We start from the raw sequence: 24,277 nt of genomic DNA, 5'->3' as shown, positions 1-24,277 counted from the left end.
CGCCCATTCATGCCGGCACCACGGAACTAACGGCTCCAGCCTCGAGGCCGACCAGCGCCCAGATTACCAACACGGGTCTTGGCCCGGCTCGCCCGTACCATTTGATCAACGCAGTACCCAAAAACCCCGTCGAGCCTCAATGCCGCTGCACCGGTCTGGTCAAAGGCGCCTGTCATCATCGGCACGCACGATACCGGCCCGCTGATCCGGTCGAAGGATGGCTTGTGGCTGGCGATCTTGGCGCAGGCTGCGAACAAATCCATGCGCAGCGACCGCATCAGCCCCGGCAAATGGGAGCGTCGCATCGGTATGCGACGACATGCTTGAGTGGACGGTGCGCGCCGGAAGCATCAGCGCAAGGGCGGCCGATCGAGGATAATCGCCGCGAGAAGCAGCGCAAAGCTACAGACCGACAACCCTGTACGCAGCACATGCCAGTTCCACCATGTGGCACGTAGGTTCATCCAATTCGCTGGAACTGAGCCCGCGGTCCAGCTCATCACTTCCGCATTGATGGGCTGATTGAATAAGCGGGTCACCACGCCGCCGCAAATCATCAACAGCAAAGCCCACAAGTACAGCCAAAAAGCTACGCCTTTGCCGCGGGCCAACCAACTCAGAGTGAAAGTGAGGATGATCGAGGCAAACGCCAAGCCGGGCAGCAGCACATTCAGGCCACGCACCGCGCCTTGGTGCATTTCGACAAAGGTCGTGGCCGTGAACCCAGTCGGATCATATCCCCGCCAGATGCCGAAAACGCTGCCTGCGACCATCGCGAAGAACAGCGCTGCTAGAAACTGCAGAAGCATGACGACGGGGGCCATCGCAACTTCCACGCCTCACAGCCGGATTGGCTATGCGACCCATGTCCACTCTACTGGAGCCATGTTCGTCGCAGCGTTACTGTACTGGACTCATGCCAATTGTAAAGTCGCGATCACGACCCTACCGATTGCCGAAGCGGAAATCTCAAGCGGCAGAGACGCGCGAAGCGGTGCCTTCGGCCGCTCAGCAGCCGTTTCTGGCGGGAAGCTAGACAAAGATGTCAACGGCGTTAGGCCGCTTCTACCGCCGAACTGGTAAGAAAGCACCATTGCTGCCAACCGACAAGTGGATTAGCTATATGGCCGCCGTCTAACGTGGGCACCAAGCGTTGGCTTCCTTCCACTAGCGCAAGGTCGAACGAAGGATACCGTTTCTTTAGCGGATTGTTTTTCAGGTGGCGTTCCTTCAAGATTATCCCAAACGTGATTTCCTGGTTGGCAGCGAAGTGACATTTCCGGTGAGTCTCGCCCGATTTTTGAACGAGGAACAACGATGAAACGTATGATGATTGTCGCGGCAGCATTTGTGGCGCTGGCTACCGGGAATGCGCTGGCCGCCGATCACCAAGTCCAGATGCTCAATAAGGGCGAAAAGGGAGCCATGGTGTTCCAGCCCGACTTCATCCAAGCGGCCCCCGGCGATACCGTCACATTTGTTCCGACCGACAAGGGCCACGATGCCGAAACTATCAAGGGAATGATACCGGAAGGAGCCGAGGCGTTTAAGGGCAAGATGAACGAGCAGATTACCGTCACGCTGGGCAAGGAAGGCCTCTACGGCGTGAAATGTACGCCGCATTACGGAATGGGAATGGTGGCGCTGATTGTCGTCGGCACGCCGGTTAACGTCGAAGAGGCGAAGACGGCAAAGCATCCGGGAAAGGCAAAGAAAGTGTTCGCGGAGCTCTTGGATCACGCTTCTACAGACTGAACCGGCCGTGTTCCAAGTAAGTGAATTTTTGATGCGAAGCGACAATGGGATGCCAATGCAGGACACATGCAGAATGCGTTCGAAATCAGGGGCTTTTTCTAGGGGCCAGACCACTCATGGAGCCAAGGTGCCAGTGTGGCTCGTGGCGGTCGCCACGATCCTATCGCTGCTCTTCTTTGCCCCGGCATTTGCTCAAACTCACCAGCACGGCACGGCGGCGACCGATACTGCTCAGGCTTCCCCGTCCTCGGCGTCATCTAACGGTTCTCAGCCTGCACCCAGCGCCGATGCGGCCGCATCCTCGAACACCGTCAGTTACCACAATCCAACCACGTTCACCCTCAAGACCGGCATCGCCAACGGACGCATGGTCTATATCGGGGTCGGCGGCGACATCGACGGCCAAGTCAACCCGACCCTGATGGTGCATGAGGGCGAACTGGTGCAGATCAACTTGATCAACGGCGAAGGCGCCGAACACGACGTGGTCATCGACCAATACGCGGCACGCTCGTCGATCGTCGTTGGGAAGAACGCCTCATCCACTTTCTCCTTCACCGCAAGTAAGGTCGGCGAATTCACCTATTTCTGTTCTATCGCCGGACACCGTGCGGCCGGTATGGAAGGGCTGATCCATGTCATGCCCGGTCCGCGCGAGGCGATGGACTCGAATGCCGCCGACATCGTGCGTGACCCTGCCGACCTGCCCGGCCCCATCGGCCAGCGCCCGCCTCAGGTCGTGCGCGTCGACATGGAAACCGTCGAACTGACGGGCAAGCTCGATGATGGCACCACCTATGTCTACTGGACCTTCGAGCGCAAGGTGCCTGGTCCCATGGTGAGGGTTCGTGTCGGCGACACCGTCGAGGTCCACCTGAAGAACGCCGCCGACAGCGTCATGATGCATTCGGTCGATTTCCACGCGGCTACAGGACCTGGCGGCGGTGCCGATTTCACCCAGATCGCCCCCGGCGAAGAGGCGGTGGTAACGTTCAAGGCGCTGAAGCCCGGCATATACGTCTATCATTGCGCGACGCCGAGCGTGGCCCACCATATCACCAGCGGCATGTACGGGCTGATCCTGGTCGAGCCGGAAGGAGGCCTACCGCAGGTCGACCGCGAGTTCTACGTCATGCAGGGCGAGCTTTATACAGTCGAACCCTTTGGTACGCAGGGCGAAATGGAGATGGACTATGACAAACTGATCTCCGAACGGCCGGAATATTTCCTATTCAACGGGTCGGTCGGCGCACTCACCAAGTCGCATCCGCTCTATGCAAATGCCGGTGAAACAGTCCGCATCTTCTTCGGTGTTGGGGGACCCAACTACACCTCGTCGTTCCATGTGATCGGTGAGATTTTCGATCATGTCTATTCGTTGGGCAGCGTAACATCGCCACCGCTGACCAACGTTCAGACCGTAACCGTTCCGCCGGGCGGGGCAACGATCGTCGACTTCAAGATCGATCGAGGTGGACATTACGTGCTGGTTGATCACGCGTTGTCGCGAGCCGAGCGCGGCCTCGCCGGCTATTTGATCGTCGACGGACCGGAAGATGACGAGATAATGCATTCCGGCCCTGCAAAAGAACCGGCGAAATAAGAACTGCGCAGAGCGAGGGCAGAGTAGCGCCCGCGACGGAGGTAATCCCTCGTGGGCGTTGTCATTTCCGCCACCATCGTCATCGTCGAAATCAGCGCCATGCCTTTTCGTCCACCGATCCATCGTCCGCCTGGCCTGAAGCATCACTCCATTTGGACATCCCCACTCGCCAAATGTAGGTGCCCGGGGTGGCACGACATCTGCGAAATCCGGGAAGGCCTTCCAAGCGGGTTCCAGTGGAGGACGGCCTACTATGGGGTTGTAGTGTAGGCGGACGGACCGAGCAATTCCATCTTTGGCAGGTAGTGGAGACGGTATGGGAAGATGGCATCAACGGTAACCCGGACGCCCGACCCGCAACACGGATCGTAGACGCGCCCCCAGTCGGGCTCCAGCATCTAGAAGTGTACGCACGACTGACCGGGGCGTGAAGAACTCGCCGCCGCGCTTGCCTTCGGAACTGGCGAAGCCCGACAGGAAATACTCGTAGACGCGCCCCAGCAGGTCTCTCGCCTTGTCGGTGCTGTCGTGCATGCCGATGTTGGAAAACAGGTCGATCAACTCGCCCAGCATAGTCTTGTTGAGCGTCGGGCGAGCATAGTTCTTCGGCAGGACGCCTTTCAGGCCGTCGTTCGACGGAGCCTTCTCGATGGCCTCCATCGCCTCGTCTATGAGCTTACCAATCTCCGGCCGCTTGGCGTTCGCCTGCAAATGCGACCACCGGGCCTCCTTCGGCACCCAGAACACGTTGTCGGCGAGATATTCCTCCGGGTCTTCCGTGTCGGCGTACTGGTCCTTTGCCAGTTTCGCCCGCTGCGCCTCGAAGGCGTCGGAGATGTACTTCAGGAAGATCAGGCCGAGTGCGACATGCTTGTATTCGGACGGTTCCAGATTGCCTCTTAGCTTATCGGCTGCCTTGAACAATTCCGCCGTAAAGCCCAAGTCCCCGTTGCCGTTCCCGTTCTTGCCTGCCACGTCGTCCCCCAAATCAGTCGGTGGACCGTAGGCCGAGCAATACGCGGCTGTAAAGGACGACGACGCCTGACAAGCTTCTTGGCGCTCCAGAATTGCGGCAAGCCAGCGCGTGGCCTTCACTGTTGTCTGGGCTCGGTCGACCATGCTGCATCCGCCTCCCGGTGGCGCACACAGCAGGCAAGACGCACCATTTCCGCCTGCACGGCGTCGAAGAAAGCTCGGAGTTCGGTTTCGATCTCTCCCTCAGGGATGCCCACGCCGTGCAATTCATTCCGCGTCCGCGTTACAGTTTGCTTCCAGTAGGCGTCAGCCGCGCCACCGTGCTTCCGTAAAAGGTTTTCAGCTATCCACCGGACACGATGGGAGCGACGTGCTGGCGGGAAAGCTATTAGTTTGCACGTTGGCTTCCATGTCAGAAGGTCCATTTGGTCACCAGCCATCGCTTGCCCTCCAATAAGGATTATCTTCCTCCTCAGTGCCATTCTGAGATGAAGGTGTTCTATGAAGGTGTTCGTAGGAACCCGTGTTCCGTGACCGGTAGGAACCCGTGTTCCGTGACATGTCTGCCGCGGGTTGGAACCCATGTTCCGTGACAGTTGCCTTACGCTTTGCCCTTCGCCTGGCTTGTCTCTCTGCTTCCCGTTCGCGATGACGATCGAGATCGATAGTCAGTTGATCGAGCACGGCATTCATTCGATAGTCCTGCACGAGATAGATCGTGGTGCCCCGATTTGATCGGCCATTGATGACGATCCACTTAGCGTCGATCAGCTCTTGGAGGTACTTCCTAATCGTTTTTGTGGACACACCAAGCGACAACGCCAGCATTCCTTCAGAGGGCCATGCTTTTCGTGAATTGATGTTGACGTGATCCATCAATGCAGAAAAGGCGGACGCGGCACCCGGCCTCACCTTGTGGTCTGCCCGAACAGCCCGCTGTAGATCGAGCTTCCATCCGGTGAAAGTGCGGGTATTTTCGCCATCAGCCTGCGTCTCAGCCCCCACTTTGCGCTTTTGTCCTGTCATTGGCGGCCGTAGGTGCAGGGATTGGCATTCGCCATGCGTTTCAAGCTGGCATCGAGTGGCAGACGCCGCCCAGTCCAACCAGCTATTGGCGGCCTCCTGTCGTCTGGTCCGCCGAGCGGGACCAAGGTGAAACCCGCCCGATGTAGCCGAGCTATGGTTTCTTGCAGTGGCTTTTGATAGAGAGGCAGAGCGTTGGACCTTCCGTTGGCGTCGGTCACTGGACCGCCTCACGGGTTACGTGGCCGACTTTCACATACCGCCTCGCTAGCCAGTGGCAGAAGGCAGCGCGCGGGTATCTGACTGCGCGGTCCGAAGTGCGGATAAAATCAGGACCACTGCCCCGATTGCGGTGCTTTTTCAGGGTTGAAAGAATGACGCCCATAATCTCGGCAGCGTCCGCCGGTTCGAAGCTGATCGGAAGCTCATCATCTTCAGCTAGGCGCCTATATACGTCAGCGCCATACAGGCCTTGACCCGTCCAGTAGGCTAGACGGCATGAAAAGAGTTTGGATGCTCTAGGGTACATATCGTCACCATTCGTTGAAGGTGACGACTAGTTAGACCCGATAGGGAGGTCCAAAAAATCGAAAAACTGGACAAGCACTAAAAGAGCTCTTCGACTATCGCGTCACCATAGTATTTGGTGCGTATTGCGGCCTGCACTCCTGCAATTAGCCATTCTTCAATTCGGTCTTTCCATTCAGTGACGTTGCCCCCCGTTTCTAAACGATTATGAAACATGGCCACGGCGATAGTCTGGTTGATTGATTTCCACGCTGGCGCTTGCTCAAGATTATTTCTATTTGCTCCTTGGAATGCGCGTGCAAGTTGCGTGCGGGAAATTCCCGATAGTGCCTCCACATGGGAGATCGCTTTGTTTTTTGAGTATCCCCGCATCATTCGAAGCGCCACGAGGGCCTCGGCAAGGTCGTTGTTCAATCGTTGAGTTGCGTTTCCTCCTGACTTGGGCAGACGTGCAGCTAACGCATCAAGTAACGGAGAACGTGCATTGTTGGCTGCGCCAATCAACATTGAGCCAACTGATATGAAAGCCAACTTTGCCTCATATGAGGGTGCCTCCAGTGACCGATCAAGACATTCGATTGAGAGAACGCGCATGGCGTTCGCAATGGGACTGTCTCTCGCAATAAGAGAAGCGGGTGGTTTGCTTTTCATTTGGCCATCAGCTTTACATCTGCCGACGGCTTTTGAAGTACGTTCATTGCGTCCGCAGCACGTTGCGCGCCCCGACGCGCGAGGCTCTCGGATTTCGAAACATACCGGGCTGTCATCGCCAATGTTTTCCAGCCGAATGCTTCCCTAAGTTCGTGAGCTTCCGCACCATTAATTGCGGCCCACGTCGCTGCCGTATGCCGAAGAACATGCGGGGTAATCGGTTCGATTTCGGCTTTTGCGCACACCTTGTTCAAAACCTCCCGCAGCATCTTGTATGAAATGCCTTGCGAGCCTTTCCGGCTAGAAAAGACGAAGCCAAGGCGATGAGGCTGATGGTCAATGATCGTCGCGGCGTCCGTGGCCAGCGCTCGTAGACTTGCACCGGTCTTAGTGTCGGGAAGCCGAGCTACCAAACGCGACAGGTCAATCATATCCCAAGTCAAATCCAGTGCTTCAGAGACACGCCAACCGGTCACAGTAAGAAACCGGATGCAATCGGCATGGGCTCCTTCAAAGGTCACCAGTGCCTTCAGAAAGGAAGGTAAATCCGTCTCATCAAGCCAACGTTCGCGGGTTGCCTCCTTGTTTTTCGGTAAGCGCGCGCATGGATTGTCTCTCCGCATGTCAAGTTCAATGGCCCGGCTCATCATCTTGGACAGAACGGCAAGGCTACGGTTTGCATCGATCGGGTTCGATTTCTTTTTTCGCATGAACGCGCGGACCATTTCCGGCGTGATATCAGCCACGCGACGACCTTTGAATTCTGGGAGGAGATTTCGCCTTATCCTGCCTTGGTAGTCTTTTTGCGTGGCAGGCTTCTTGTCGGCGATATGGTTTTCTTCGAAGTCGTCGACGAGGTGTTCAAAAAGCGGTTGCGCCTTTTTCGCCGCTCGGGCAGCGGCAGGATCATCGCCGGCCTTTATCGCCTGGAGCATAATTTGTGCGGCCGCTCGTGCTTTCTCTGCCGGGAAAGTAGCATGGTCACCGATGGTGATCTTTCTTCGCCGCCGCTTTCCTGCATCCGAAGGTAGTTCCTGAAAAACAAAAAAGACCTTCGATAGCGAACCATCGGCTTTGCGACGGACTCTGACAGCGAAGCCGGTCAGCTTGCTATCGCGGATTAGTGTCTCATCACGTCCCTTCAACGAAAGGCGGTTTTGCAGAAAGTCATCAGTCAATACTGGCATGAGGTTTTCTATCCGTCGGCTATTCACGGGTATCCGCTAGGGTATCCATTTGATGTCCCCTTGCATCACCCTATAAGGACCTAAGGTAACCGTAAAGTCTCGAAAAATGCTTATTTCACAGGCATCTATAGAAGCTGTTCGCATCTAATAGCAGACGTGGAGGAAATGACTTAAAATCCCTCGATCCATGATCGTACGGGTTCGACCCCCGTCGTCCGCACCACATTGAAAAGCCACGAAAATGCGTCGACTTGCGGCGCAGCTACTTGTGATCTGGTGGGGGGCCTTAGCCGTTGTCCGGTTTCCGTTCAGTGGCCTGCGCGGGTCATCGAAACGGCGACCAGGGTTGTCAACATTGCCGCCGATGCGACAAGCGCCGCACAGATCAACGTCTGAATGAACCCGACGCTGATACCCGCAGCAACAAATGCAACCAACGCCAGAGCCAATATCACCGCAATAGCCATTTCCACGCACCTTCAGTCATAGTTCGGTTTTCAGTGAACTACATGTCGGCGCTGCGTTCAAGAAATCTGCCCGCCATGCGGCGACGCGCCGCTCGCATAAGGGCGTCCGCGTTCGGGCGCACGGACTAACCCCGGTCGTCGCGCCACCTGACCAAGTTGGCGTTCGCGCGGTGGAGACGCAAGGCGGCCGTTGCAAGACCCCATGGCGTTAGCCCTATACCCCTTGCGCCGGCAAGCATGCCCTGCGCCCCCGCCAATCTTGTGTCAGAGTCTCTGGCTGGATGCCACTGTAGTGTGGCCTTAATCTTAGCCGCTAACGTTAATGTTAGCGGAGAGGCCGCGCTTTCAACTCAAAGCGCGGCCCTTGCGTTCAATCTTCCTCGACGAAGACTTCCTCGCGTTTCTTCTTGATGCTGGGCAGGAATACGATGACCAGCACGGCAAGCGAGATCGCCAGCAGGATCGCGCTGATGGGCCGGGTGACGAAGGTGGTCGGATCGCCGCGCGACAGGATCATGGCGCGCCGCAGATTCTCCTCCAGCAACGGACCAAGCACGAAACCGAGCAGCAGAGGTGCCGGTTCGCAGCGCAACTTCAAGAGTACGTAGCCAAGCAGCCCGAAGAACGCGACGGCATAGAGGTCGTAGACGTTGGAGTTCACGCTGTAGACGCCGATCGAGCAGAACGCCATGATGATCGGAAACAGTACGTAGTACGGGATCGTCAGAAGCTTCACCCAAAGGCCGATCAGCGGCAGGTTGAGCACGATCAACATCAGGTTGCCGATCCACATCGAGGCGATGATGCCCCAGAACAGCGCAGGTTGTTCCGTCGCCACGTTGGGGCCGGGGACAATGCCCTGGATGATCATCGCGCCGATCATCAGCGCCATCACCGGATTGGCCGGAATGCCCAGCGTCAGCATCGGGATGAACGATGTCTGCGCGCCGGCATTGTTGGCCGACTCCGGGCCGGCGACGCCTTCGACGGCACCGCGACCGAATTCCTCCGGCGTTTTTGAAACGCGCTTCTCGACGGTGTAGGAGGCAAACGACGCCAGGATCGCGCCGCCGCCCGGCAAGATGCCGAGTGCCGAACCGATCGCGGTGCCGCGCAGGATCGGGCCGACCATGCGCCTGATGTCTTCGCGCGATGGCAGAAGCCCGCTGACCTTGGCCAAGAGCACGTCGCGGCCCTTTTCGTTTTCAAGGTTGCGCAGGATCTCGGCGATGCCGAACACGCCGACCGCGACGGCCACGAAGTTCAGTCCGTCCGCATACTCGCGAATGCCGAGCGTGAAGCGCGGCGTTCCCGAATAGATGTCGGTACCGACCAGCCCGAGCAAAAGGCCGAGAACGACCATGCCCAGTGCCTTGATGATCGAGCCGTGCGCCAGTGCAATTGAGGAAACCAGGCCGACGACCATCAGCGAAAAATACTCGGCCGCGCCGAACTGAAGCGCGATTGCCGTCAATGGCGGTGCGAACAGGGCGACCAGGAAAGTCGAAACTGTTCCGGCGAAGAACGAGCCGATGGCGGCAATTGCAAGTGCCGCACCCGCGCGGCCCTTGCGCGCCATCTGGTATCCGTCGATTGCCGTGACCGCCGAAGAGGATTCGCCGGGCATGTTGATGAGAATGGCAGTCGTCGAGCCGCCATATTGGGCGCCGTAGTAGATGCCCGAAAGCATGATGAGGGCCGAGACCGGGTCGCCGATCTGGAATGTGATCGGCAACAGCATGGCAATGGTCGCGGTCGCACCGATGCCGGGAAGCACGCCGATCAGGGTGCCGAGCAACACGCCGATCAGGCAAAACAGCAAGTTCCAGAGCGTCGAGGCGGTGGCAAAACCGAGAGCTAGATTGTGAAACAGATCCATAGGCTCGTCCTCAGAATCTCGTCCACGGGCCGAACCGCTCGAACGGCAGTCCGAGCGCGTAGCTGAAGACGGCTACCGCAAAGACGGTGAGACCTGCTGACAACAGCAGGGCAGTCAGCGGTTTCATCTTCTGGCTTGCGAAGCCGGCGATCAGGCTGGTCATGAAGATCGAAGGCACGAACCCCAGTCCGCGCACGGTGAGCCCGAAGAAGATCGGTGCCGGCAGGATGAGGAACATGCCCCGCCAGGCGATATGCCCGATCGGTTCGCTTTCTTCCTTGATTGCGCTGATCAGGACGACGATGCCGAGCAGGACCAGGAGCACCGCGAGAATGAATGGGAAATAGCCCGGGCCCATGCGGAATGCGGTGCCGAGGTCGAGATCGAGAGATTGAGCTGCAAAGAAAATGCCAAGGCCGATAAAGAACGCGGCGCAAAGCCCGTTCGTCTTGTCGATGGAATAGGATTTCATGACGGTCCCCGTTCGCCATTCATTGGAAAGGCTCAGAATTTCAGGGGTGGACGAGGGGAGGCTCGACGGAGCCTCCCGCTCTGCGGGCTATCAGTCCGCGTATTGACCCGCAGCCTCAATGACCGGCTTCCAGCGGGCGATTTCGCTTTCCACCTTCGCCTTGAGACCCGCCGGCGTGGCGTCTTCCTGCGAGGAGGGCGCGGTTCCAAGCTCGGCAAAGCGCGCGGTGACGTTCTCATCCTTCAATGCCACCTGCAGCGACTTGGAGAGACGGTCCACGATTTCCGCAGACGTACCCTTCGGTGCATAAAGGCCGTGCCAGATGGAAACTTCCATGCCATCGACGCCGGATTCCTTGGTCGTCGGTACATCGGGCAGCACGGCAAGCCGCTCCGGCGTGGTAACGGCATAAGCCTTGATGGTTCCGGCCTTGATCTGCTTGGTCGTGTTGGTGGTCTGGTCGCACATGATGTCGACCTGTCCGCCGAGCAGGTCAGTCATTGCCGGTCCGGTTCCTTTGTAGGGCACCGTCACGAGAGGCGTGTCGATGGCGCTCATGAACAGCATGCCGCAAAGATGGGACGCCGCGCCAATGCCCGCGTTTGCGACGGTCACGGTGTCCTTGTTGGCCTTCGCATACTCGACCAGCGCCTTGAAATCAGTTGGTTCAAGGTCTTTGCGCGCAACGACCGTCATCGGTACTTCGGTAACGAGGCCGACATATTCGAAGGCATTCAGCGTGTCATATGGCAGCTTGCGGTAGAGCGTGGCGCTTGTCGCCATGCCGATGTGGTGAAGCAGCAGCGTGTAGCCATCCGGGTCGGACTGGGCCACACGCGCGGCTCCGAGCGTACCACCAGCGCCGCCGACATTTTCAACAAGAACCTGTTGGCCGAGGTCTTTCGACATCGCTTCGGCAACGAGGCGGGTCACGGTGTCGGTTGGCCCGCCGGCAGAGAAGGGCACAACAATAGTGATTGGCCGCTCGGGATAAGTTTGCGCGCCGGCAAACGTCGTGCTGAACGAAAGGGCGGCGACCGCGCCAAGCGCGGCAAAGAGCTTCTTCATCTAGATCCTCCCAGGACTTCCATTTGCCATCCGGTGCAAACCTCCTGCATCCATGATGGTTGGTCACATAAGCGAAGCTCATTCGGCTCTGGGCAAACCGAAACAGGCGGCAAATGGATGGTTGCCGCTATTTCTGGGTGGAGATGGGTAGGAAAAGTGACATCGGCGGAAAATGCATGTGTGAGAATCCACACATGTTCGCGATGTGACCGGTTACGGGGGTGGAAGATCGAAATCGGACAGGTTTTTGTCGAGGCCGTAGCGACGCATCTTGTCGTAGAGCGTCTTTCGCGAAATCCCAAGCGATTGATAGACCGCTTTCAGACTGCCCTTATGGGTCAGCAACGCGCCCGAGATGACGCTCTTTTCGAAGTCCGCAACCTGGTCCGCGAGCCATGAAGACGGGGACATCGGTGCGGCTTCTTCACCCGGCTTGAGATCGAGACCGAGCACATACCTGTCCGCCGCATTGCGCAGTTCGCGCACATTTCCCGGCCACTCACGGCGCGAAATGTCGGCGATCACATGCGGCGGCACGTCGATCTCGTTGAAGCGATAGCGCGCTGCCGCCTCGCGTGCGAGCTGGAGGAAGAGCAGGGGAATGTCCTCCCGCCTGGCCATGAGAGAGGGCAGGCGCAAGGTGACGACGTTCAGTCGGTAAAGCAGGTCGGGGCGAAACCGGCCTGCAGCAACCTCCGGCTCCAGGTCTACCTTGCTGGTGGCGATGAACCGCACGTCCAATGGAACAGGCTCATTGGAACCCAGCCGCGTGATCACCCGCTCCTGAATAACCCGCAGAAGCTTGATCTGAAGATCGTCCGGCATCATGCCGATCTCGTCCAGCAGGATGGTGCCGCCGCGTGCATGTTCGAATTTTCCGTAGCGGGAACGGATGGCGCCGGGAAAGGCGCCCGCCTCGTGGCCGAACAATTCGCTTTCAATCAGGTTGGCGGGAAGGGCAGCGCAATTTATCGCCACGAATGGCTTGCCCGCACGCGAGCTGATGTCGTGAAGCGCGCGCGCCGCGACTTCCTTGCCGGTTCCCGTATCTCCGACAATCAGCACATCGGCGTCAGTGGCGGCGACTGCGCGCAGGCGATAGCGGAGATCGACCATCGCGGGCGTGCGGCCGGGCAGTCGTCCCTCAATGTCGTCCCGTTTGCCGGCAACCGCGCGAAGCAGCCGGTTTTCAAGGACAAGGCTTCGCCAGTCGAGCGCACGACCGACGACAGCGCCAAGGTTCTGCGTGGTGAAGGGCTTCTCGATGAAATCGTAGGCGCCTTCACGCATCGCCTTCACGGCCAGTTGGACGTCGCCATGGCCGGTGACGAGAATGACCGGAATGTCCGGATCGATTTCGTGGATGCGGGCCATGAAGGTCATGCCATCCATGCCTGGCATGCGAATGTCGGTGACGACAATGCCGTTGAAGCCCGGATTGACCAGATCGAGTGCGCGTTCAGCGCCAGCCAGATCGCGCACCGCGAAACCTGCAAGGTCAAGCGATTGTGCGGTTGATCTGCGAAGCTCGTCTTCGTCATCCACCAACAGGACTTGTGGCTGCGTCATTCCGCAGCCTCGGAGGCGATGGCTTTCATTGCGGCCAGCTCAATGCGGAATACCGCTCCACCGTCTGCATGATTCTGAACTGAAAGATTCCCACCAAAATCCTTGATAATATTATAGGAAATAGACAACCCGAGACCAAGACCCTTGCCGACGCCCTTGGTGGAAAAGAACGGGTCGAAGATTCGCGACGCTATGGCGTCCGGCACGCCCGGCCCATGATCGCGAACGACGATCTCGACGCTTTCGCCAATCCGGCTGGCAGTCAGCTCGATGGTTCGGTCTTCCAAACCCTCAACCGCATCGGCCGCATTCGAGAGGATGTTGACGAGTACCTGTTGAAGACGGACGCTGCCGGCCCGCACGACCAGCGGTTCCTTGCCCAGATCGATCTTGACGTCCGCGTCCGCCGCCTTGAGCCGCCATGCAACGATTTCCAGTGTGTCGCGAACGACTTCGTCGAGTTCGACCGGTCCCAACCGCTCATTGGGTTTGCGGGCGAAATTCCGCAAATGCCTGCTGATCGACGCCATGCGATCCGTCAGCGCGAGGATACGCGCGACATTGTCGCGCGCCTCGCTGGTTCGCTTGCGGTCGATCAGGATCGCGGCATTGTCGGCATATGTCTTGACGGCTGCCAGCGGCTGGTTGAACTCATGCGACAGCGCTGCCGACATTTGGCCGAGCGCTGCGAGTTTTCCTGCTTGGATCAGGTCCGCCTGTGTCTGGCGAAGTTGCACTTCCGTGGCGCGCCGCTCAGCAACCTCAAGTTCGAGCTGGCTGTTCACGGAGGCAAGATCGGCGGTGCGTTCCTCCACGCGATGCTCCAGCTCTTCCCGCGCCGTGCGCTGCATTTCCATGCGCTCGGCCAGGCGCGCTCGGCGTTGCAGCACGACTGCGCCCAGCAACCCGGCAAGACCGAGCAAGAGCAGCGCGGCAAGTACGCTGGTGAGGGCTTGCGAACGTGCGGAACTGGTATCGAGAAGCACGCTGACGGTCCAGCCGGCCTCCGACATCGGCTCTTCGACGACAAGGTATTCCCGCTCCGATTTCTCCGCCTTGAGGTTCATCATTCGATGTGCGCCTTGCACACCGGCTCGCACGGGCAACTCGCGCAACGTCGCATTGGCGTAGCGGCGGGAGGCGGCCGTTCGGTCCAGCCGCTCTTGGGTAAGCGGCAGGAGGCCGGCGTAGAGCCATTCCGGCCGACCCGACATGAATATGATGCCTTCCGGGTCGGTTACGACGATCTCGTATTCGTCGGATTTCCACGATGCTTCGATTGGCTCGATATCGACCTTGAAGACGACGACGCCACGAATTTCGCCGCCGACATGGACCGGTGCGGAAAAATAGTAACCTCGCTTAAGCGATGTGGTGCCGAGCGCGAAAAAGCGCCCCTGCCTGCCTTCCGCAGCATCCTGATAGTAGGGCCGGTAGCTGAAATTCTGGCCGACGAAGCTCAGCGGCGCATCGTAGTTGCTGGCCGCGATGGTGTCGCCGCCGATCAGCATCACATAGATGTCGGAAGACTTCAGGAGGTGGTTGATTTCCTTCAGATATGCGTTGGCGCGGATGCGCAGCGAGACATTGTCCGGATCGGCGACCAGCGCCACGATGTCGTCGTGATCCGCGATCAGCGCGGGCAATGGTTCGAAGCGGCTCATATGGCCGGTCAGTGCCGCAACGGCCAGCCTCAAGGTCGTTTCGCCGCGCGTCGCAGCCTGATCGAGGTAGGCGCGCGTGGCAAAGGCGTTGCCGAACACGGCGACTACCGTGGCGACTACCGCAAATCCAAGCACGAGCAGCATTGCGCGCGCTTTTGAAACTGGCCTGGTGGCTACTACCATCAACGTGGCTGTCGTGATCCCGTTTAGCCGTACTATACCGGGGTAATGCTTGCGCACAATTAGCGTAAGGCAGGGCTTTGGCTAGTTGCCCTCGACGACCACGTTCAACACCTTGAAGGGCGTGGTGATGATGATATCCGCAACGGAACCAACGGCTTGGCCGATGCCTCTGCCAAGGTTGCTGGCGGGCTGTTCGAAGTCGTCGTCGGCCGAAGCCAGACCGGCAGGCGTCTGCAGCCTGTTTCCAAGCAGTTGCACCAGGATCGGATTGTCCGCGAACTTGGCGTGGTTCAGGCTGTTGCCTGACTTCGCCTGGGTCAGGTCGACGACCACGACACCATAGCTGGCAAGGTCGGCGGCATCTCCATAGTCGCCGACGCGAGGCTTGTCGCCGGAGATCAGGCTGGACAATTTCAGGGCGCGGTCGTCGTCGGAAAGAAGAATGGCAAATGGCTTATCCGGCTTGCCGTAGCGGATCATCTGCTTCTTGAAGACGTCGACGTCGATATCGGGTGAGGCGAGAACGACGTAGCCGAGCTTGCCGCCAAGGTCCCTGTCGCCAGTTATCGCCAGTTGCCGCAGGGCCTCCATCGTCACCCAAGTTCCCATCGAATGGGCGATGATGTCGATGGTTTTTGCCTTGGTTTTTGCAAGCATGCGCAGTGTTGCTTCGAGGTCGTCGCGGGCGGCGTTCGCGCTTTCCTTGTCGTAGATGTAGCCGGTCGTCTTGCCGCTGGAGGCCCATGAAAACAGGACTGGCGTGCCCGAATAATTGGTGTCCTGCGCGATTTGCGTGATGCGATAGACGCCGTCGTCGAAGCCGTTGTTGAAGCCATGCACGAAGACAAGGACACGATCGCCGCGGTGCTGGATGTCAGCGCCGACCGCTTTGGAAAATTCCGGTGCGCCGTCATAGAAGGTAACGCCGGAGGCCGCGAAATGCTTGGCCGGATCGGGCGACGCCGAGCCTTTTGCCCGTTCGATGTTTCCGACCTTGTGGATCTTGGGGACGGTCATTTCAACGCTGGCAAAGGTAGTCGTCAGCGAGCGGTCGCCGTCGAATACCTGACGCGGCTCGGCAGTGGCCTTACGCCTTGTAGTTGCTACGAAAATTTCATGGGTGGCGGCGATTTCGCCGGCGGGGGCGGTAGTCGTCGTCGTGCCGAGGAGATCGTGCGAGCGCGATCCGGCGCACCCGGCGACGAACAAGGCAATGACCAGAATGGAAAATGCCCTCAAACGCACGTTACGTCGCTCCTTGATCGCGGCGCGCGTGCCCAGCGCGTTGCAAACCGAATAACGGCAGAACCGCTGCCGGTCCAGATCAAAGTGCGCGCCCGTGTCGAACTGGCGACCTTAGAGCAGGCCGGCCTGGACCTGCTGGCTTAGCTGGTTGATGCGGTCGGTCACGTCCCGGTCGCTGGCGAAGCCGTCGTCTTCGCGAAGCCTTTGGCCGAGCATCTTAACAAGCACCGGATTGTCGGCAAATTTGGTGTGATTGAAGCTGTCGGTAGCCTTGGCGCTGGAAAGATCGATCACCGTTACGCCGTAGTCGGCGAGGTCGGCGGCGTTCTTGTAGTCGCCGACACGCGGACGCGAGCCTGCGAGGATGCCGGACAAGCGCAGCGCCCGATCGTCTTCGGACAGAAGCAGGATGAAAGGCTTGTCCGGCTTGCCGTAGCGCCGCATCTGGCTCTTGAAGACGTCGACGTCAATGTCGGGCGAAGCCAGCACCACGTCGCCAAGCTTGCCGCTGAGATCGCGGTCGCCGGTGATTGCTAATTGGCGCAGCGTTTCCATGGTCACCCATGTGCCCATGGAGTGGGCAACAATGTCGATGCGGCGTGCGCCGGACTGCGCCAGCAGCCGCAGCGTGACCTCGAGCTGGTCGCGGGCCGCACTGGCGCTTTCCTTGTCGTAGACGTAGCTGGTGGTGGAGCCGCCGGACGCCCAAGAGAACAGCACGGGGGTTCCGGGATAGCCGGAATCGTGCGCGATCTGCGTCAGGCGATAGACGGCCGCGTCGAAGCTGGTGTTGTAGCCATGGACGAACACCATGACACGGCCACCGCGCGCCGCGATATCGGCATTGAGGGCAGACGAGAATTGAGGTGCGGTGTCGTAGCCGATCGCTTCCGAGGCCATGAAGTATTTCGAAGGATCATCGGACTTGCCGCGCTTGCGCCGCTCGATCTGGCCGACCTCGTGTATCTTCGGCACCGTGACGTTGACGCGTGCGTAGTTCAGCGTGGCTGAACGCTCGCCGTCGAACACCTTGCTCGGGTCGCTGGCGCGCTTGCGGGTTGTGGCAATGAAGATGGAATGGTTGCCGGAGATATCCGCGACCGATGCCGTCACCATGGCGCTGCCGAGGATCTCCTGCGGCTGGCGACCGGCGCAACCGGCAACGAGAAGTGCGAGAGCAATTGCAAGGATGGTCTTCAAAGGCACGGCAAATTCCAGTTCGGCGATGGGCTTGGCGATGTAGATCGCACCAGACAATGCCTCACCACGTGCAGAGTGCGGCAGAAGTAAGTCGAGCCGGCTCGAAACCGGCCCGAGAGAGTTAGAGAACTGCTGCGGTGTTGCGCAAATACCAAAATGACGGCAGGAACGATGCCTATCAACCGGAACCAAAAAATGACCAGCTTTGCCGACAGGGTTGCCACCGCCGCGACGGCCATACGCGGGATTTTCCCGGAGACGCCGTTGCAACAGAACGATTATCTGTCGCGAAAGTTCGGCGCGCGAATTTTCCTGAAGCGGGAAGATTTGACCCCCGTGCGCTCCTACAAGATCCGGGGTGCCTTCAACTTTTTCCGCAAGACGCTTGCCGCAGGCAACAAGGCCGAATTGTTTGTTTGCGCTTCGGCAGGGAACCACGCGCAGGGGTTCGCCTTTGTCTGCCGCCACTTTGGCCGAAAGGGCGTGGTTTTCATGCCGGTGACAACCCCGCAGCAGAAGATCGACAAGACCCGCCTGTTTGGTGGCGATTTCGTGGAAATCAGGCTGGTTGGGGATTTTTTCGACGACTGCTACCGTGCGGCGCTGGATTTCACGGAAAGCGCCGGCGCTCACATGGTGCCGCCCTTTGACCATCGTGACATCATCGAGGGGCAGGCGACCGTCGCTCATGAAATCTTTGCGCAGATGGCCGGAGCAAAGGAGCCGGATATCGTCATGCTGCCTGTCGGCGGAGGTGGTCTGGCGGCGGGCATTACCCAGTATTTCAAAGATTTAGATCGACATCCTCGCTTTGTTTTCTGCGAACCGGCAGGCGCGCCAAGCCTCAAGAGCAGCCTGGGTGAAGGCAAGCGCGTCAAGCTGGCCAAGGTCGACAATTTCGTCGACGGTGCGGCTGTGGCCGAGATCGGCCGCGAGAACTTCCGCCTGCTCAAGGATTTTCCTTCCGACGCGATACGCCTGGTGCCGGAAAACAGGCTTTGCGCTACGATGATCGAGATGTTGAACGTGGAAGGCGTTGTGCTGGAACCGGCCGGTGCGCTGGCTATCGACGCGCTCAAGGATTTTCAGAAGAAGGACATCAAGGGCAAGACCGTCATTGCCGTGGTCTCCGGCGGCAATTTCGATTTCGAGCGGCTGCCGGATGTGAAGGAACGAGCACTGCGGTTCGGCGGCCTGAAGAAGTATTTCATCATTCGTTTCCCGCAAAGGCCGGGCGCATTGAGGGATTTTCTCGAAATGCTCGGGCCGGACGACGACATTGCGCGTTTCGAATATCTGAAAAAGTCGGCCAGGAACTTTGGATCGGTGCTGATCGGCATCGAAACCAAGGATCGTCGCAATTTCGACCTGCTCAAGGCGAAGTTTGACGTGGAAGGCGTGCAATATCAGGACATTACGGAAAACGAGACTTTGGCGGCCTTCATCATATGAGCGGCAAGGCAGGGCGAAATGTCTTCATCGTGCTGTTCCGCGGCGTTGGCGGGGCAACGCAACTGCCAACTGCGCCGCTCAGAAAATCGCTGACCGATGCCGGATTTGCGGGTGTTGCGACCTACATCAACAGCGGCAACGCCATATTGTCGTCGTCACTGACGCCCAAGCAAACGAAGGCAGAAATAGCCGCTATCGCCGCACGCGATTTTGGTTTCGAGAAGGATATCATGCTGGTCGAACGCCGCGACTGGCGGCGCATCCTGAAGGGAAATCCTTTTCCCGACGCTGTCGATCGCCCGACCACATTGCATGTGTTCATCCTGGCCAAAAAGCCCGAACAAGCCGCGGTTGACGCTTTGCTTGCCCGTGCGGCCAGCGGGGAACACCTGCTGGTTCGTGACGAGGTTCTCTATCTGCACCTGCCAGACAACTTCAGAACCTCGAAGCTGCCGCCGGTCATCGACCGTATTCTCGGCACGGTTTCCACCGCGCGCAACTGGCGCACGATGGAAGCGCTAGGGAAAATGGCCGAGGCGCTTGGCTAAGCTATCGCGTCTTACCAGCTTCCGGTGTTGGCCATCGAAGCCCATGGCTCGGCCTTAGGTTTGGCGGGGCCCTTTTGCAAAAGCTCAATGGAAATGCCGTCCGGCGATTTGATGAACGCCATGTTGCCATCGCGCGGCGGGCGATTGATGGTGACGCCTTTGTCGATCAACTGTTGGCATGTTGCGTAAATGTCATCGACTTCGTAGGCGAGATGACCGAAATTACGGCCGCCTTTGTATTCTTCCGGGTCCCAGTTGTAGGTAAGCTCGAGCAGTGGCGCCCGGTCGTTGATGCCAGTTGTTTCGTCATTCGCAGCAGCGAGGAAAATCAGCGTATAGCGACCTTGCTCGCTTTCGAAGCGGCGCACTTCCTTGAGGCCCAGCTTGTTGCAGAAAAAGTCGAGTGAGGCATCAATGTCAGTGATACGGATCATGGTGTGCAGATAACGCATTTGGTTCTCCTGGCGAGGTGCCCAACATAGGCAGTGCGCCGGTGGGCTGCAATCGGAACGGTTGGCGACCAAGTCAGCCAAATTGCATGGTCGAGCGGATGAGCCGTGAAAAAAGGCACGTCAGGTCTTGCGCACCATCGAAGTGGCAATGTTATTCTTCTGGCAAGAATCAGTAGCGGTGTTTTCGGCAAGAGGGGGCATTCTTATGGGGGAAAAGGCCTCTATCGCGGGGCGGGATGACATCCTTGGCGATGCCGCCAAGCGCGATGAGAGCGTTGACTCCGTTGACCTCGTTGAGGTTTCGGGCGCTATCAAGTGGTTCGACGTTGCCAAGGGCTATGGCTTTATCCTGCCCGACGACGGCGCGTCCGGCGATATCCTTCTCCATGTGACCTGCCTCAGGCGGGACGGCTTCCAGACTGCTCTTGAGGGCGCGCGCGTGGTTTGCCTGGTGAAGCAGGGCGAGCGTGGCTTGCAGGCATTCCGTGTCCTTTCCATCGATATTTCGACGGCTGTGCATCCAGCGGAAATGCAGGAGCAGCGCACCCACGTTGCTGTCACGCCGGAAAGCGGGCTCGAGCGCGCGCTGGTAAAGTGGTTCAACCGCACCAAGGGTTTCGGCTTCCTGACGCGCGGCGAGGGCACTGAAGATATTTTCGTGCATATGGAGACCCTGCGCCGCTACGGCGTGACCGAGCTTCGGCCGGGGCAGGTCGTCCTTGTTCGCTTCGGTCGCGGCGACAAAGGCCTTATGGCTGCCGAAATTCATCCCGATATGGGTACCTTGCCGGTCTCGCATTAGCGTACCGAACCGAGGATTACCGAATGTTCGTAAAGCGTTGGCCACTGGCGAGCTGGGCCTTGGCCGCATGCGCGACCCTTTTGGCCGTCCTCTTTTTCCTGTTTTCACAACAGCCGGGGGTCGCTGACGGGCAAGCGATGATGCTTCCCGCCGATCCCGCCGCGCTGGTGGCGGTGACGCCGAACGGAGAGCGGACCTTCACCGTTGAAATCGCGGACGAACCGCAGGAGCGTGCGGCAGGCCTGATGTTTCGCGAAACCATGCCCGACGATCGCGGTATGCTTTTCGTTTTCGAGGAAACGCGCCAACTGGCTTTCTGGATGAAGAACACGCCAATGCCGCTCGACCTGCTCTTCATCGGGCCGGACGGCAAGATAAAGGCAATCCTGCCGGGGGAGCCGTATTCGGAGGCAGCCATATCGCCAGACGAGCCGGTGCGTTACGTTCTTGAACTCAAGGCTGGCACCGCCGCAAAACAAGGCATTTCGGACGGCGATCTGATAAAACATCGAATGATCGTTGATGCGCCGATGCCCAGCGAAGCGCCAACCGGCAACTGATCGCTACGGAATATCTCGATGCAGTTCTTCAATCATGACGGTTTTGATTTCGCTTTCCTCGATCGCCAGCCGGCAAAAGGGAAGGGCGATCCCGTGCTGCTCATTCACGGGTTTGCGTCGAGCCACTATGTTAATTGGGTTTCGCCGGGTTGGTTCAAGGCGCTCAACGATACTGGATACCGCGCCATCGCCTTCGACAATCGCGGACATGGCTCTTCATCGAAGAGCTATGAGGAGGCCGACTATACGCCTGACAAGATGGCATCGGATGCGGCAGCGCTGCTTGGACATCTTGGCATCGAACGCGCCCATGTGATGGGTTACTCGATGGGCGCGCGGGTCTCCGCGTTTCTTGCTCTTGCGGAGCCGGACAAGGTGGCGACGCTAGTGTTTGGCGGGTTGGGCATCGGCATGGTGGATGGTGTCGGCGAATGGGACCCCATTGCGGATGCACTTTTGGCCGATGATCCATCGAAAACGACGCACCCGCGCGGGCGCTCGTTCCGCGCATTTGCCGACCAGACCCGGAGCGACCGGCGCGCACTGGCCGCCTGCATAACCACATCGCGGGAATTGCTGACGGAAGACCAGGTTGCGCGGATAACTCAGCCCACATTGATTGCAGTTGGAACCAAGGACGACATTGGCGGCTCACCGGACGAACTCGCCGCTTTGATGCCACGCGCAACGGCGTTCCACATCGACGGTCGCGACCATATGCTCGCGGTGGGCGACAAGAGCTTCAAGCAGCGCGTGTTGGAGTTCTACGCGGAAAATCCGCTTGAGTAGACCGTGGTAAGATACTGAAATTCAGGAGCCTGTACGCTCAAGGGCGGACAGGGACCGGCTGATGTTTTCGCGGGCCTGCGCCTCGAACCGGCCGCGAAATTCCACGCTTAGATAGATAAACGGCCGATCGAGGAAAGAGCGCAAGACAGCACTTCGTCCGGCAGTCCATGCCGCCTCCGGCACCCAGGCATATTCTTTCCGGACTGCCGCCTCATACCTGTCGAAAACGTCAGGCGCGGCGCCGAGGATGGACATGTCCATGTCGAGGAACAGCGCGGCATCTCGCGACGCGGCGGCGCTTTCGAGACGCGGCAACTCGTGTTTTGCCGTGGCACGGATCATCGTGACGATCCGGTCCAGACGCGTCGCTTCCAATTTGCCGGAGAGGCGTAGCCGGGCGAGGTCGGCACTTTGTTCCTCGTTGTCTTTTGCCTGGCTGTCGTAGATCGCATCATGAAACCAGATCGCCGCTTCAACGGCTTGCAGATCCGACAACAGGGGCCGGTATTCCTCTGCCAGTGCCAACAGAGCTTCGATGTGTTCGATGCCGTGGTAGTGCCGGCTGCCGTTCCGATAAAGCGCGGTTAGCTCTCGCTTGAGTGCTTCGTCGACAGGAGGCGCACCGGCTGCCGTCACAGGCCAAGCACTCTGGCGATTTTGGGAGCTGCGTCGTGCCAGTCCTGCACGACGTTGATGTCGCCCGGCAGAGGCGGCAGAAATTCGCGCAGGCTGTTGTCGGCCATCAGGTGGAAGAGATGGGCGTCGGCCACGGCTTCGCGTGCCGAGACAAGATTTGGCGGCTGGTCGTCGACAAAAGCGATCGGGCGTCCGCGCGGGCCGCGCAGCTTGGCCACGGCGGGACCCTTCGCCATTTCGGTGGTGAGCAGCGGGTAGGGCAGGCCGAGCGCATCAAGATGGGCGCGGCGTGTGGCGCGGTGCCTGTGCGGCATGGCCGTCAGCAGGACGATCTCGGCCTGACCGGCAAAGCCCGACAAGGTTTCGGCAGCGCCTTCGGTGATGCCTTGCCATGCGGCCTGGTCTTCGAAGAATTCATCGAGAAGCGCCCAGACTTCGCTCTGGTCGACCAGACGTCCGTTTGCGCGCTCGGCGATATTTCCGGTGAGGCGGAAGGAGGAAAAGGTCAGCCCGAAGCCGCGTTCCTCAAGAAAGCGGGGAAACGGACGGATGAATTCGAGGACGACGTCGTCGACGTCCAGAATGAGCAAGGGCCTGTCGTCGGAAGCCAGTTCTTCAATCTGGCGTGCTGTCTCGGGATCATCGCTCATGTCGAACTCTCATATCTGTCGTCGCCTGCCGGCAGGTGTTTCTGTGCCGCTCCAACGGAAGCTGGAGGGGTTCCGGTTTCCTCTGCGAACCGCAATAACGTCGGCTCATGCGCCAGGATGAACTGCAAGACGCCGGCGAGAAAGCCGGGTTCGGCAGCCGCACGCCTTATCGAAGACGCCTCTATGCCGGTAATGGCAAGGAAACGCGGCAGGAGTTCGGGGTCGGCGGCAATGAAGCCCAGCGCCTTGATGGCGACGGCTTCCGCTTGCTGTTGTCTTGACGCGTTGTCTGGCATCGTTACCTTTCCCATGATCGGGATTGGGAGTCTTGAGTCTCCCGGCAAGTAGTCGCATCTGCCGCCCGCGGCAAGTTGCAGCAAGACCCAAATCAGCGGCCAGCCGGGTGTGGATGTTTTTCGAACGGTTGATTTCCGTTTCGTCAATCATCTTGCGGTAGTGTAGCAACCGGGTTTGGTGCGTTCCGGCTGGACGCATGGCGGTTGCTGCTCTCGCGAATGGCAATCGGGACGGGAAGTCAATGCCGAAAAAAGTGATGATCGTCGAAGACAACGAGCTCAACATGAAGCTCTTTCGCGACCTCATTGAGGCCAGCGGTTACGAGACCGTGCGCACGCGCAATGGCCTTGAAGCGCTGGAATTGGCACGCACCCACAGGCCTGATCTTATCTTGATGGATATCCAGTTGCCCGAGGTGTCGGGGCTGGAAGTTACCAAGTGGCTGAAGGAGGACGACGATCTGCACGTCATCCCGGTCATCGCGGTGACCGCTTTCGCCATGAAGGGCGACGAGGAGCGCATTCGTCAGGGAGGTTGCGAGGCCTACATCTCCAAGCCGATCTCCGTGCCGCGTTTCATCGAGACCATCAAATCCTATCTGGGCGACGCCTGATGATTGCAC

General features: G+C 59.0%; 27 protein-coding genes. 9 read left to right on the top strand and 18 right to left on the bottom strand.

The genetic code is table 11. The annotated features are described in order from the left end of the window. Nucleotides 1-174 precede the first annotated feature (174 nt). Nucleotides 175-327, top strand: coding sequence for a hypothetical protein (locus ACODTY_RS05400; RefSeq protein WP_488993381.1), 153 nt, complete (start codon nucleotides 175-177; stop codon nucleotides 325-327). 23 nt (nucleotides 328-350) lie between these two features. On the opposite strand, the gene ACODTY_RS05395 is transcribed toward ACODTY_RS05400, so the two are convergent. Next, entirely contained in the window at nucleotides 351-824 is a 474-nt protein-coding gene (locus ACODTY_RS05395) for an anthrone oxygenase family protein (RefSeq protein ID WP_488993259.1), read from the bottom strand. Nucleotides 825-1,317: 493 nt separating this feature from the next. Here ACODTY_RS05395 and ACODTY_RS05390 point away from each other — a divergent pair, with 493 nt between their 5' ends. After that, a complete protein-coding gene (locus tag ACODTY_RS05390) occupies nucleotides 1,318-1,755 on the top strand; it encodes a pseudoazurin (protein ID WP_488993258.1) in 438 nt (145 codons plus the stop codon). A gap of 127 nt (nucleotides 1,756-1,882) precedes the next feature. Then, nucleotides 1,883-3,358 carry a copper-containing nitrite reductase gene (nirK, locus tag ACODTY_RS05385; protein WP_488993257.1) on the top strand — a complete coding sequence of 492 codons (1,476 nt, stop codon included), beginning with the start codon at nucleotides 1,883-1,885 and terminating at the stop codon, nucleotides 3,356-3,358. A gap of 330 nt (nucleotides 3,359-3,688) precedes the next feature. Here nirK and ACODTY_RS05380 read toward each other — a convergent pair whose 3' ends face one another. The 13 genes from ACODTY_RS05380 to ACODTY_RS05320 all read right to left on the bottom strand — a co-directional run bounded on the left by ACODTY_RS05380 (nucleotide 3,689) and on the right by ACODTY_RS05320 (nucleotide 17,475). Then, complete coding sequence (locus ACODTY_RS05380) at nucleotides 3,689-4,333, bottom strand: type I restriction-modification system subunit M N-terminal domain-containing protein (RefSeq protein WP_488993256.1); 645 nt, start codon at nucleotides 4,331-4,333, stop codon at nucleotides 3,689-3,691. A 116-nt stretch (nucleotides 4,334-4,449) separates the two neighbouring features. Next, a complete protein-coding gene (locus ACODTY_RS05375; protein WP_488993380.1) occupies nucleotides 4,450-4,758 on the bottom strand; it encodes a DUF6074 family protein in 309 nt (102 codons plus the stop codon). Nucleotides 4,759-4,762: 4 nt separating this feature from the next. Beyond that, nucleotides 4,763-5,359 (bottom strand): helix-turn-helix domain-containing protein, encoded by a 597-nt coding sequence (locus ACODTY_RS05370; RefSeq protein ID WP_488993255.1) that lies wholly within the window; start codon nucleotides 5,357-5,359, stop codon nucleotides 4,763-4,765. A 603-nt stretch (nucleotides 5,360-5,962) separates the two neighbouring features. Then, entirely contained in the window at nucleotides 5,963-6,535 is a 573-nt protein-coding gene (locus ACODTY_RS05365) for a hypothetical protein (protein ID WP_488993254.1), read from the bottom strand. Continuing rightward, nucleotides 6,532-7,722 (bottom strand): tyrosine-type recombinase/integrase, encoded by a 1,191-nt coding sequence (locus ACODTY_RS05360; RefSeq protein ID WP_488993253.1) that lies wholly within the window; start codon nucleotides 7,720-7,722, stop codon nucleotides 6,532-6,534. The genes ACODTY_RS05365 and ACODTY_RS05360 overlap by 4 nt, the downstream gene beginning before the upstream one ends. Nucleotides 7,723-8,030: 308 nt before the next feature. After that, complete coding sequence (locus tag ACODTY_RS05355; protein ID WP_488993252.1) at nucleotides 8,031-8,189, bottom strand: hypothetical protein; 159 nt, start codon at nucleotides 8,187-8,189, stop codon at nucleotides 8,031-8,033. Nucleotides 8,190-8,559: 370 nt separating this feature from the next. Then, the gene (locus tag ACODTY_RS05350; RefSeq protein WP_488993251.1) at nucleotides 8,560-10,068 is read right to left on the bottom strand and encodes a tripartite tricarboxylate transporter permease; all 1,509 of its coding nucleotides are present in this window, start codon (nucleotides 10,066-10,068) and stop codon (nucleotides 8,560-8,562) included. A gap of 10 nt (nucleotides 10,069-10,078) precedes the next feature. Next, nucleotides 10,079-10,540, bottom strand: coding sequence for a tripartite tricarboxylate transporter TctB family protein (locus ACODTY_RS05345; RefSeq protein WP_488993250.1), 462 nt, complete (start codon nucleotides 10,538-10,540; stop codon nucleotides 10,079-10,081). 90 nt (nucleotides 10,541-10,630) lie between these two features. Then, nucleotides 10,631-11,608, bottom strand: a complete 978-nt coding sequence (locus ACODTY_RS05340) for a tripartite tricarboxylate transporter substrate-binding protein (protein ID WP_488993249.1) — start codon at nucleotides 11,606-11,608, stop codon at nucleotides 10,631-10,633. 213 nt (nucleotides 11,609-11,821) lie between these two features. Further along, the gene (locus tag ACODTY_RS05335) at nucleotides 11,822-13,177 is read right to left on the bottom strand and encodes a sigma-54-dependent transcriptional regulator (protein ID WP_488993248.1); all 1,356 of its coding nucleotides are present in this window, start codon (nucleotides 13,175-13,177) and stop codon (nucleotides 11,822-11,824) included. After that, on the bottom strand, nucleotides 13,174-14,985 hold the full coding sequence (locus ACODTY_RS05330; protein ID WP_488993247.1) for a sensor histidine kinase: 1,812 nt from the start codon (nucleotides 14,983-14,985) through the stop codon (nucleotides 13,174-13,176). Before ACODTY_RS05330 ends, ACODTY_RS05335 begins: the two co-directional genes overlap by 4 nt. 120 nt (nucleotides 14,986-15,105) lie before the next feature. Beyond that, nucleotides 15,106-16,269 carry an alpha/beta hydrolase gene (locus ACODTY_RS05325; RefSeq protein WP_488993246.1) on the bottom strand — a complete coding sequence of 388 codons (1,164 nt, stop codon included), beginning with the start codon at nucleotides 16,267-16,269 and terminating at the stop codon, nucleotides 15,106-15,108. Nucleotides 16,270-16,380: 111 nt separating this feature from the next. Continuing rightward, complete coding sequence (locus ACODTY_RS05320) at nucleotides 16,381-17,475, bottom strand: alpha/beta hydrolase (protein WP_488993379.1); 1,095 nt, start codon at nucleotides 17,473-17,475, stop codon at nucleotides 16,381-16,383. A 189-nt stretch (nucleotides 17,476-17,664) separates the two neighbouring features. On the opposite strand from ACODTY_RS05320, the gene ilvA reads away from it, so the two are divergent. Both ilvA and ACODTY_RS05310 read left to right on the top strand, forming a co-directional pair. After that, the gene (gene ilvA, locus ACODTY_RS05315; protein ID WP_488993245.1) at nucleotides 17,665-18,921 is read left to right on the top strand and encodes a threonine ammonia-lyase IlvA; all 1,257 of its coding nucleotides are present in this window, start codon (nucleotides 17,665-17,667) and stop codon (nucleotides 18,919-18,921) included. After that, nucleotides 18,918-19,469: a DUF1697 domain-containing protein gene (locus ACODTY_RS05310; protein ID WP_488993244.1), complete on the top strand. Its 552-nt coding sequence runs from the start codon at nucleotides 18,918-18,920 to the stop codon at nucleotides 19,467-19,469. The genes ilvA and ACODTY_RS05310 overlap by 4 nt, the downstream gene beginning before the upstream one ends. 11 nt (nucleotides 19,470-19,480) lie before the next feature. Here the strand turns inward: ACODTY_RS05310 and ACODTY_RS05305 are convergent, their stop codons facing one another. Beyond that, complete coding sequence (locus ACODTY_RS05305) at nucleotides 19,481-19,921, bottom strand: VOC family protein (RefSeq protein WP_488993243.1); 441 nt, start codon at nucleotides 19,919-19,921, stop codon at nucleotides 19,481-19,483. Between the two features lie 205 nt (nucleotides 19,922-20,126). On the opposite strand from ACODTY_RS05305, the gene ACODTY_RS05300 reads away from it, so the two are divergent. The 3 genes from ACODTY_RS05300 to ACODTY_RS05290 are packed head-to-tail and all read left to right on the top strand — an operon-like array spanning nucleotide 20,127 to nucleotide 22,072. Beyond that, nucleotides 20,127-20,723 (top strand): cold-shock protein, encoded by a 597-nt coding sequence (locus ACODTY_RS05300; protein WP_488993242.1) that lies wholly within the window; start codon nucleotides 20,127-20,129, stop codon nucleotides 20,721-20,723. Between the two features lie 23 nt (nucleotides 20,724-20,746). Continuing rightward, nucleotides 20,747-21,283, top strand: a complete 537-nt coding sequence (locus tag ACODTY_RS05295) for a DUF192 domain-containing protein (protein WP_488993241.1) — start codon at nucleotides 20,747-20,749, stop codon at nucleotides 21,281-21,283. A gap of 18 nt (nucleotides 21,284-21,301) precedes the next feature. Further along, entirely contained in the window at nucleotides 21,302-22,072 is a 771-nt protein-coding gene (locus ACODTY_RS05290; protein WP_488993240.1) for an alpha/beta fold hydrolase, read from the top strand. A gap of 21 nt (nucleotides 22,073-22,093) precedes the next feature. On the opposite strand, the gene ACODTY_RS05285 is transcribed toward ACODTY_RS05290, so the two are convergent. From ACODTY_RS05285 to ACODTY_RS05275, 3 genes are read right to left on the bottom strand one after another with little or no spacing between them, the layout of a single operon-like run. Next, nucleotides 22,094-22,708: an HD domain-containing protein gene (locus ACODTY_RS05285; RefSeq protein ID WP_488993239.1), complete on the bottom strand. Its 615-nt coding sequence runs from the start codon at nucleotides 22,706-22,708 to the stop codon at nucleotides 22,094-22,096. Then, nucleotides 22,705-23,358, bottom strand: coding sequence for a hypothetical protein (locus ACODTY_RS05280; protein ID WP_488993238.1), 654 nt, complete (start codon nucleotides 23,356-23,358; stop codon nucleotides 22,705-22,707). The genes ACODTY_RS05285 and ACODTY_RS05280 overlap by 4 nt, the downstream gene beginning before the upstream one ends. Then, a complete protein-coding gene (locus ACODTY_RS05275) occupies nucleotides 23,355-23,654 on the bottom strand; it encodes a DUF3572 domain-containing protein (RefSeq protein ID WP_488993237.1) in 300 nt (99 codons plus the stop codon). The genes ACODTY_RS05280 and ACODTY_RS05275 overlap by 4 nt, the downstream gene beginning before the upstream one ends. Nucleotides 23,655-23,911: 257 nt before the next feature. Here ACODTY_RS05275 and ACODTY_RS05270 point away from each other — a divergent pair, with 257 nt between their 5' ends. Then, nucleotides 23,912-24,268, top strand: a complete 357-nt coding sequence (locus ACODTY_RS05270; protein WP_082549745.1) for a response regulator — start codon at nucleotides 23,912-23,914, stop codon at nucleotides 24,266-24,268. Nucleotides 24,269-24,277: the final 9 nt, after the last annotated feature.

It is taken from the genome of Mesorhizobium sp. FG116 (genome assembly GCF_057809835.1).
Note: the sequence above shows the minus strand (reverse complement) of the source record. Positions and strands in the feature narration are given on the sequence as shown.

Bases quoted from the DNA above. Each gene is read 5' to 3' on its own strand.
- ACODTY_RS05395 (WP_488993259.1), bottom strand. From the start codon at position 824: ATGGCCCCCGTCGTCATGCTTCTGCAGTTTCTAGCAGCGCTGTTCTTC.
- ACODTY_RS05390 (WP_488993258.1), top strand. From the start codon at position 1,318: ATGAAACGTATGATGATTGTCGCGGCAGCATTTGTGGCGCTGGCTACC.
- ACODTY_RS05375 (WP_488993380.1), bottom strand. From the start codon at position 4,758: ATGGACCTTCTGACATGGAAGCCAACGTGCAAACTAATAGCTTTCCCG.
- ACODTY_RS05370 (WP_488993255.1), bottom strand. From the start codon at position 5,359: ATGACAGGACAAAAGCGCAAAGTGGGGGCTGAGACGCAGGCTGATGGC.
- ACODTY_RS05365 (WP_488993254.1), bottom strand. From the start codon at position 6,535: ATGAAAAGCAAACCACCCGCTTCTCTTATTGCGAGAGACAGTCCCATT.
- ACODTY_RS05360 (WP_488993253.1), bottom strand. From the start codon at position 7,722: ATGCCAGTATTGACTGATGACTTTCTGCAAAACCGCCTTTCGTTGAAG.
- ACODTY_RS05355 (WP_488993252.1), bottom strand. From the start codon at position 8,189: ATGGCTATTGCGGTGATATTGGCTCTGGCGTTGGTTGCATTTGTTGCT.
- ACODTY_RS05350 (WP_488993251.1), bottom strand. From the start codon at position 10,068: ATGGATCTGTTTCACAATCTAGCTCTCGGTTTTGCCACCGCCTCGACG.
- ACODTY_RS05345 (WP_488993250.1), bottom strand. From the start codon at position 10,540: ATGAAATCCTATTCCATCGACAAGACGAACGGGCTTTGCGCCGCGTTC.
- ACODTY_RS05340 (WP_488993249.1), bottom strand. From the start codon at position 11,608: ATGAAGAAGCTCTTTGCCGCGCTTGGCGCGGTCGCCGCCCTTTCGTTC.
- ACODTY_RS05335 (WP_488993248.1), bottom strand. From the start codon at position 13,177: ATGACGCAGCCACAAGTCCTGTTGGTGGATGACGAAGACGAGCTTCGC.
- ACODTY_RS05330 (WP_488993247.1), bottom strand. From the start codon at position 14,985: ATGCTGCTCGTGCTTGGATTTGCGGTAGTCGCCACGGTAGTCGCCGTG.
- ilvA (WP_488993245.1), top strand. From the start codon at position 17,665: ATGACCAGCTTTGCCGACAGGGTTGCCACCGCCGCGACGGCCATACGC.
- ACODTY_RS05310 (WP_488993244.1), top strand. From the start codon at position 18,918: ATGAGCGGCAAGGCAGGGCGAAATGTCTTCATCGTGCTGTTCCGCGGC.
- ACODTY_RS05305 (WP_488993243.1), bottom strand. From the start codon at position 19,921: ATGCGTTATCTGCACACCATGATCCGTATCACTGACATTGATGCCTCA.
- ACODTY_RS05300 (WP_488993242.1), top strand. From the start codon at position 20,127: ATGGGGGAAAAGGCCTCTATCGCGGGGCGGGATGACATCCTTGGCGAT.
- ACODTY_RS05295 (WP_488993241.1), top strand. From the start codon at position 20,747: ATGTTCGTAAAGCGTTGGCCACTGGCGAGCTGGGCCTTGGCCGCATGC.
- ACODTY_RS05290 (WP_488993240.1), top strand. From the start codon at position 21,302: ATGCAGTTCTTCAATCATGACGGTTTTGATTTCGCTTTCCTCGATCGC.
- ACODTY_RS05280 (WP_488993238.1), bottom strand. From the start codon at position 23,358: ATGAGCGATGATCCCGAGACAGCACGCCAGATTGAAGAACTGGCTTCC.
- ACODTY_RS05275 (WP_488993237.1), bottom strand. From the start codon at position 23,654: ATGCCAGACAACGCGTCAAGACAACAGCAAGCGGAAGCCGTCGCCATC.
- ACODTY_RS05270 (WP_082549745.1), top strand. From the start codon at position 23,912: ATGATCGTCGAAGACAACGAGCTCAACATGAAGCTCTTTCGCGACCTC.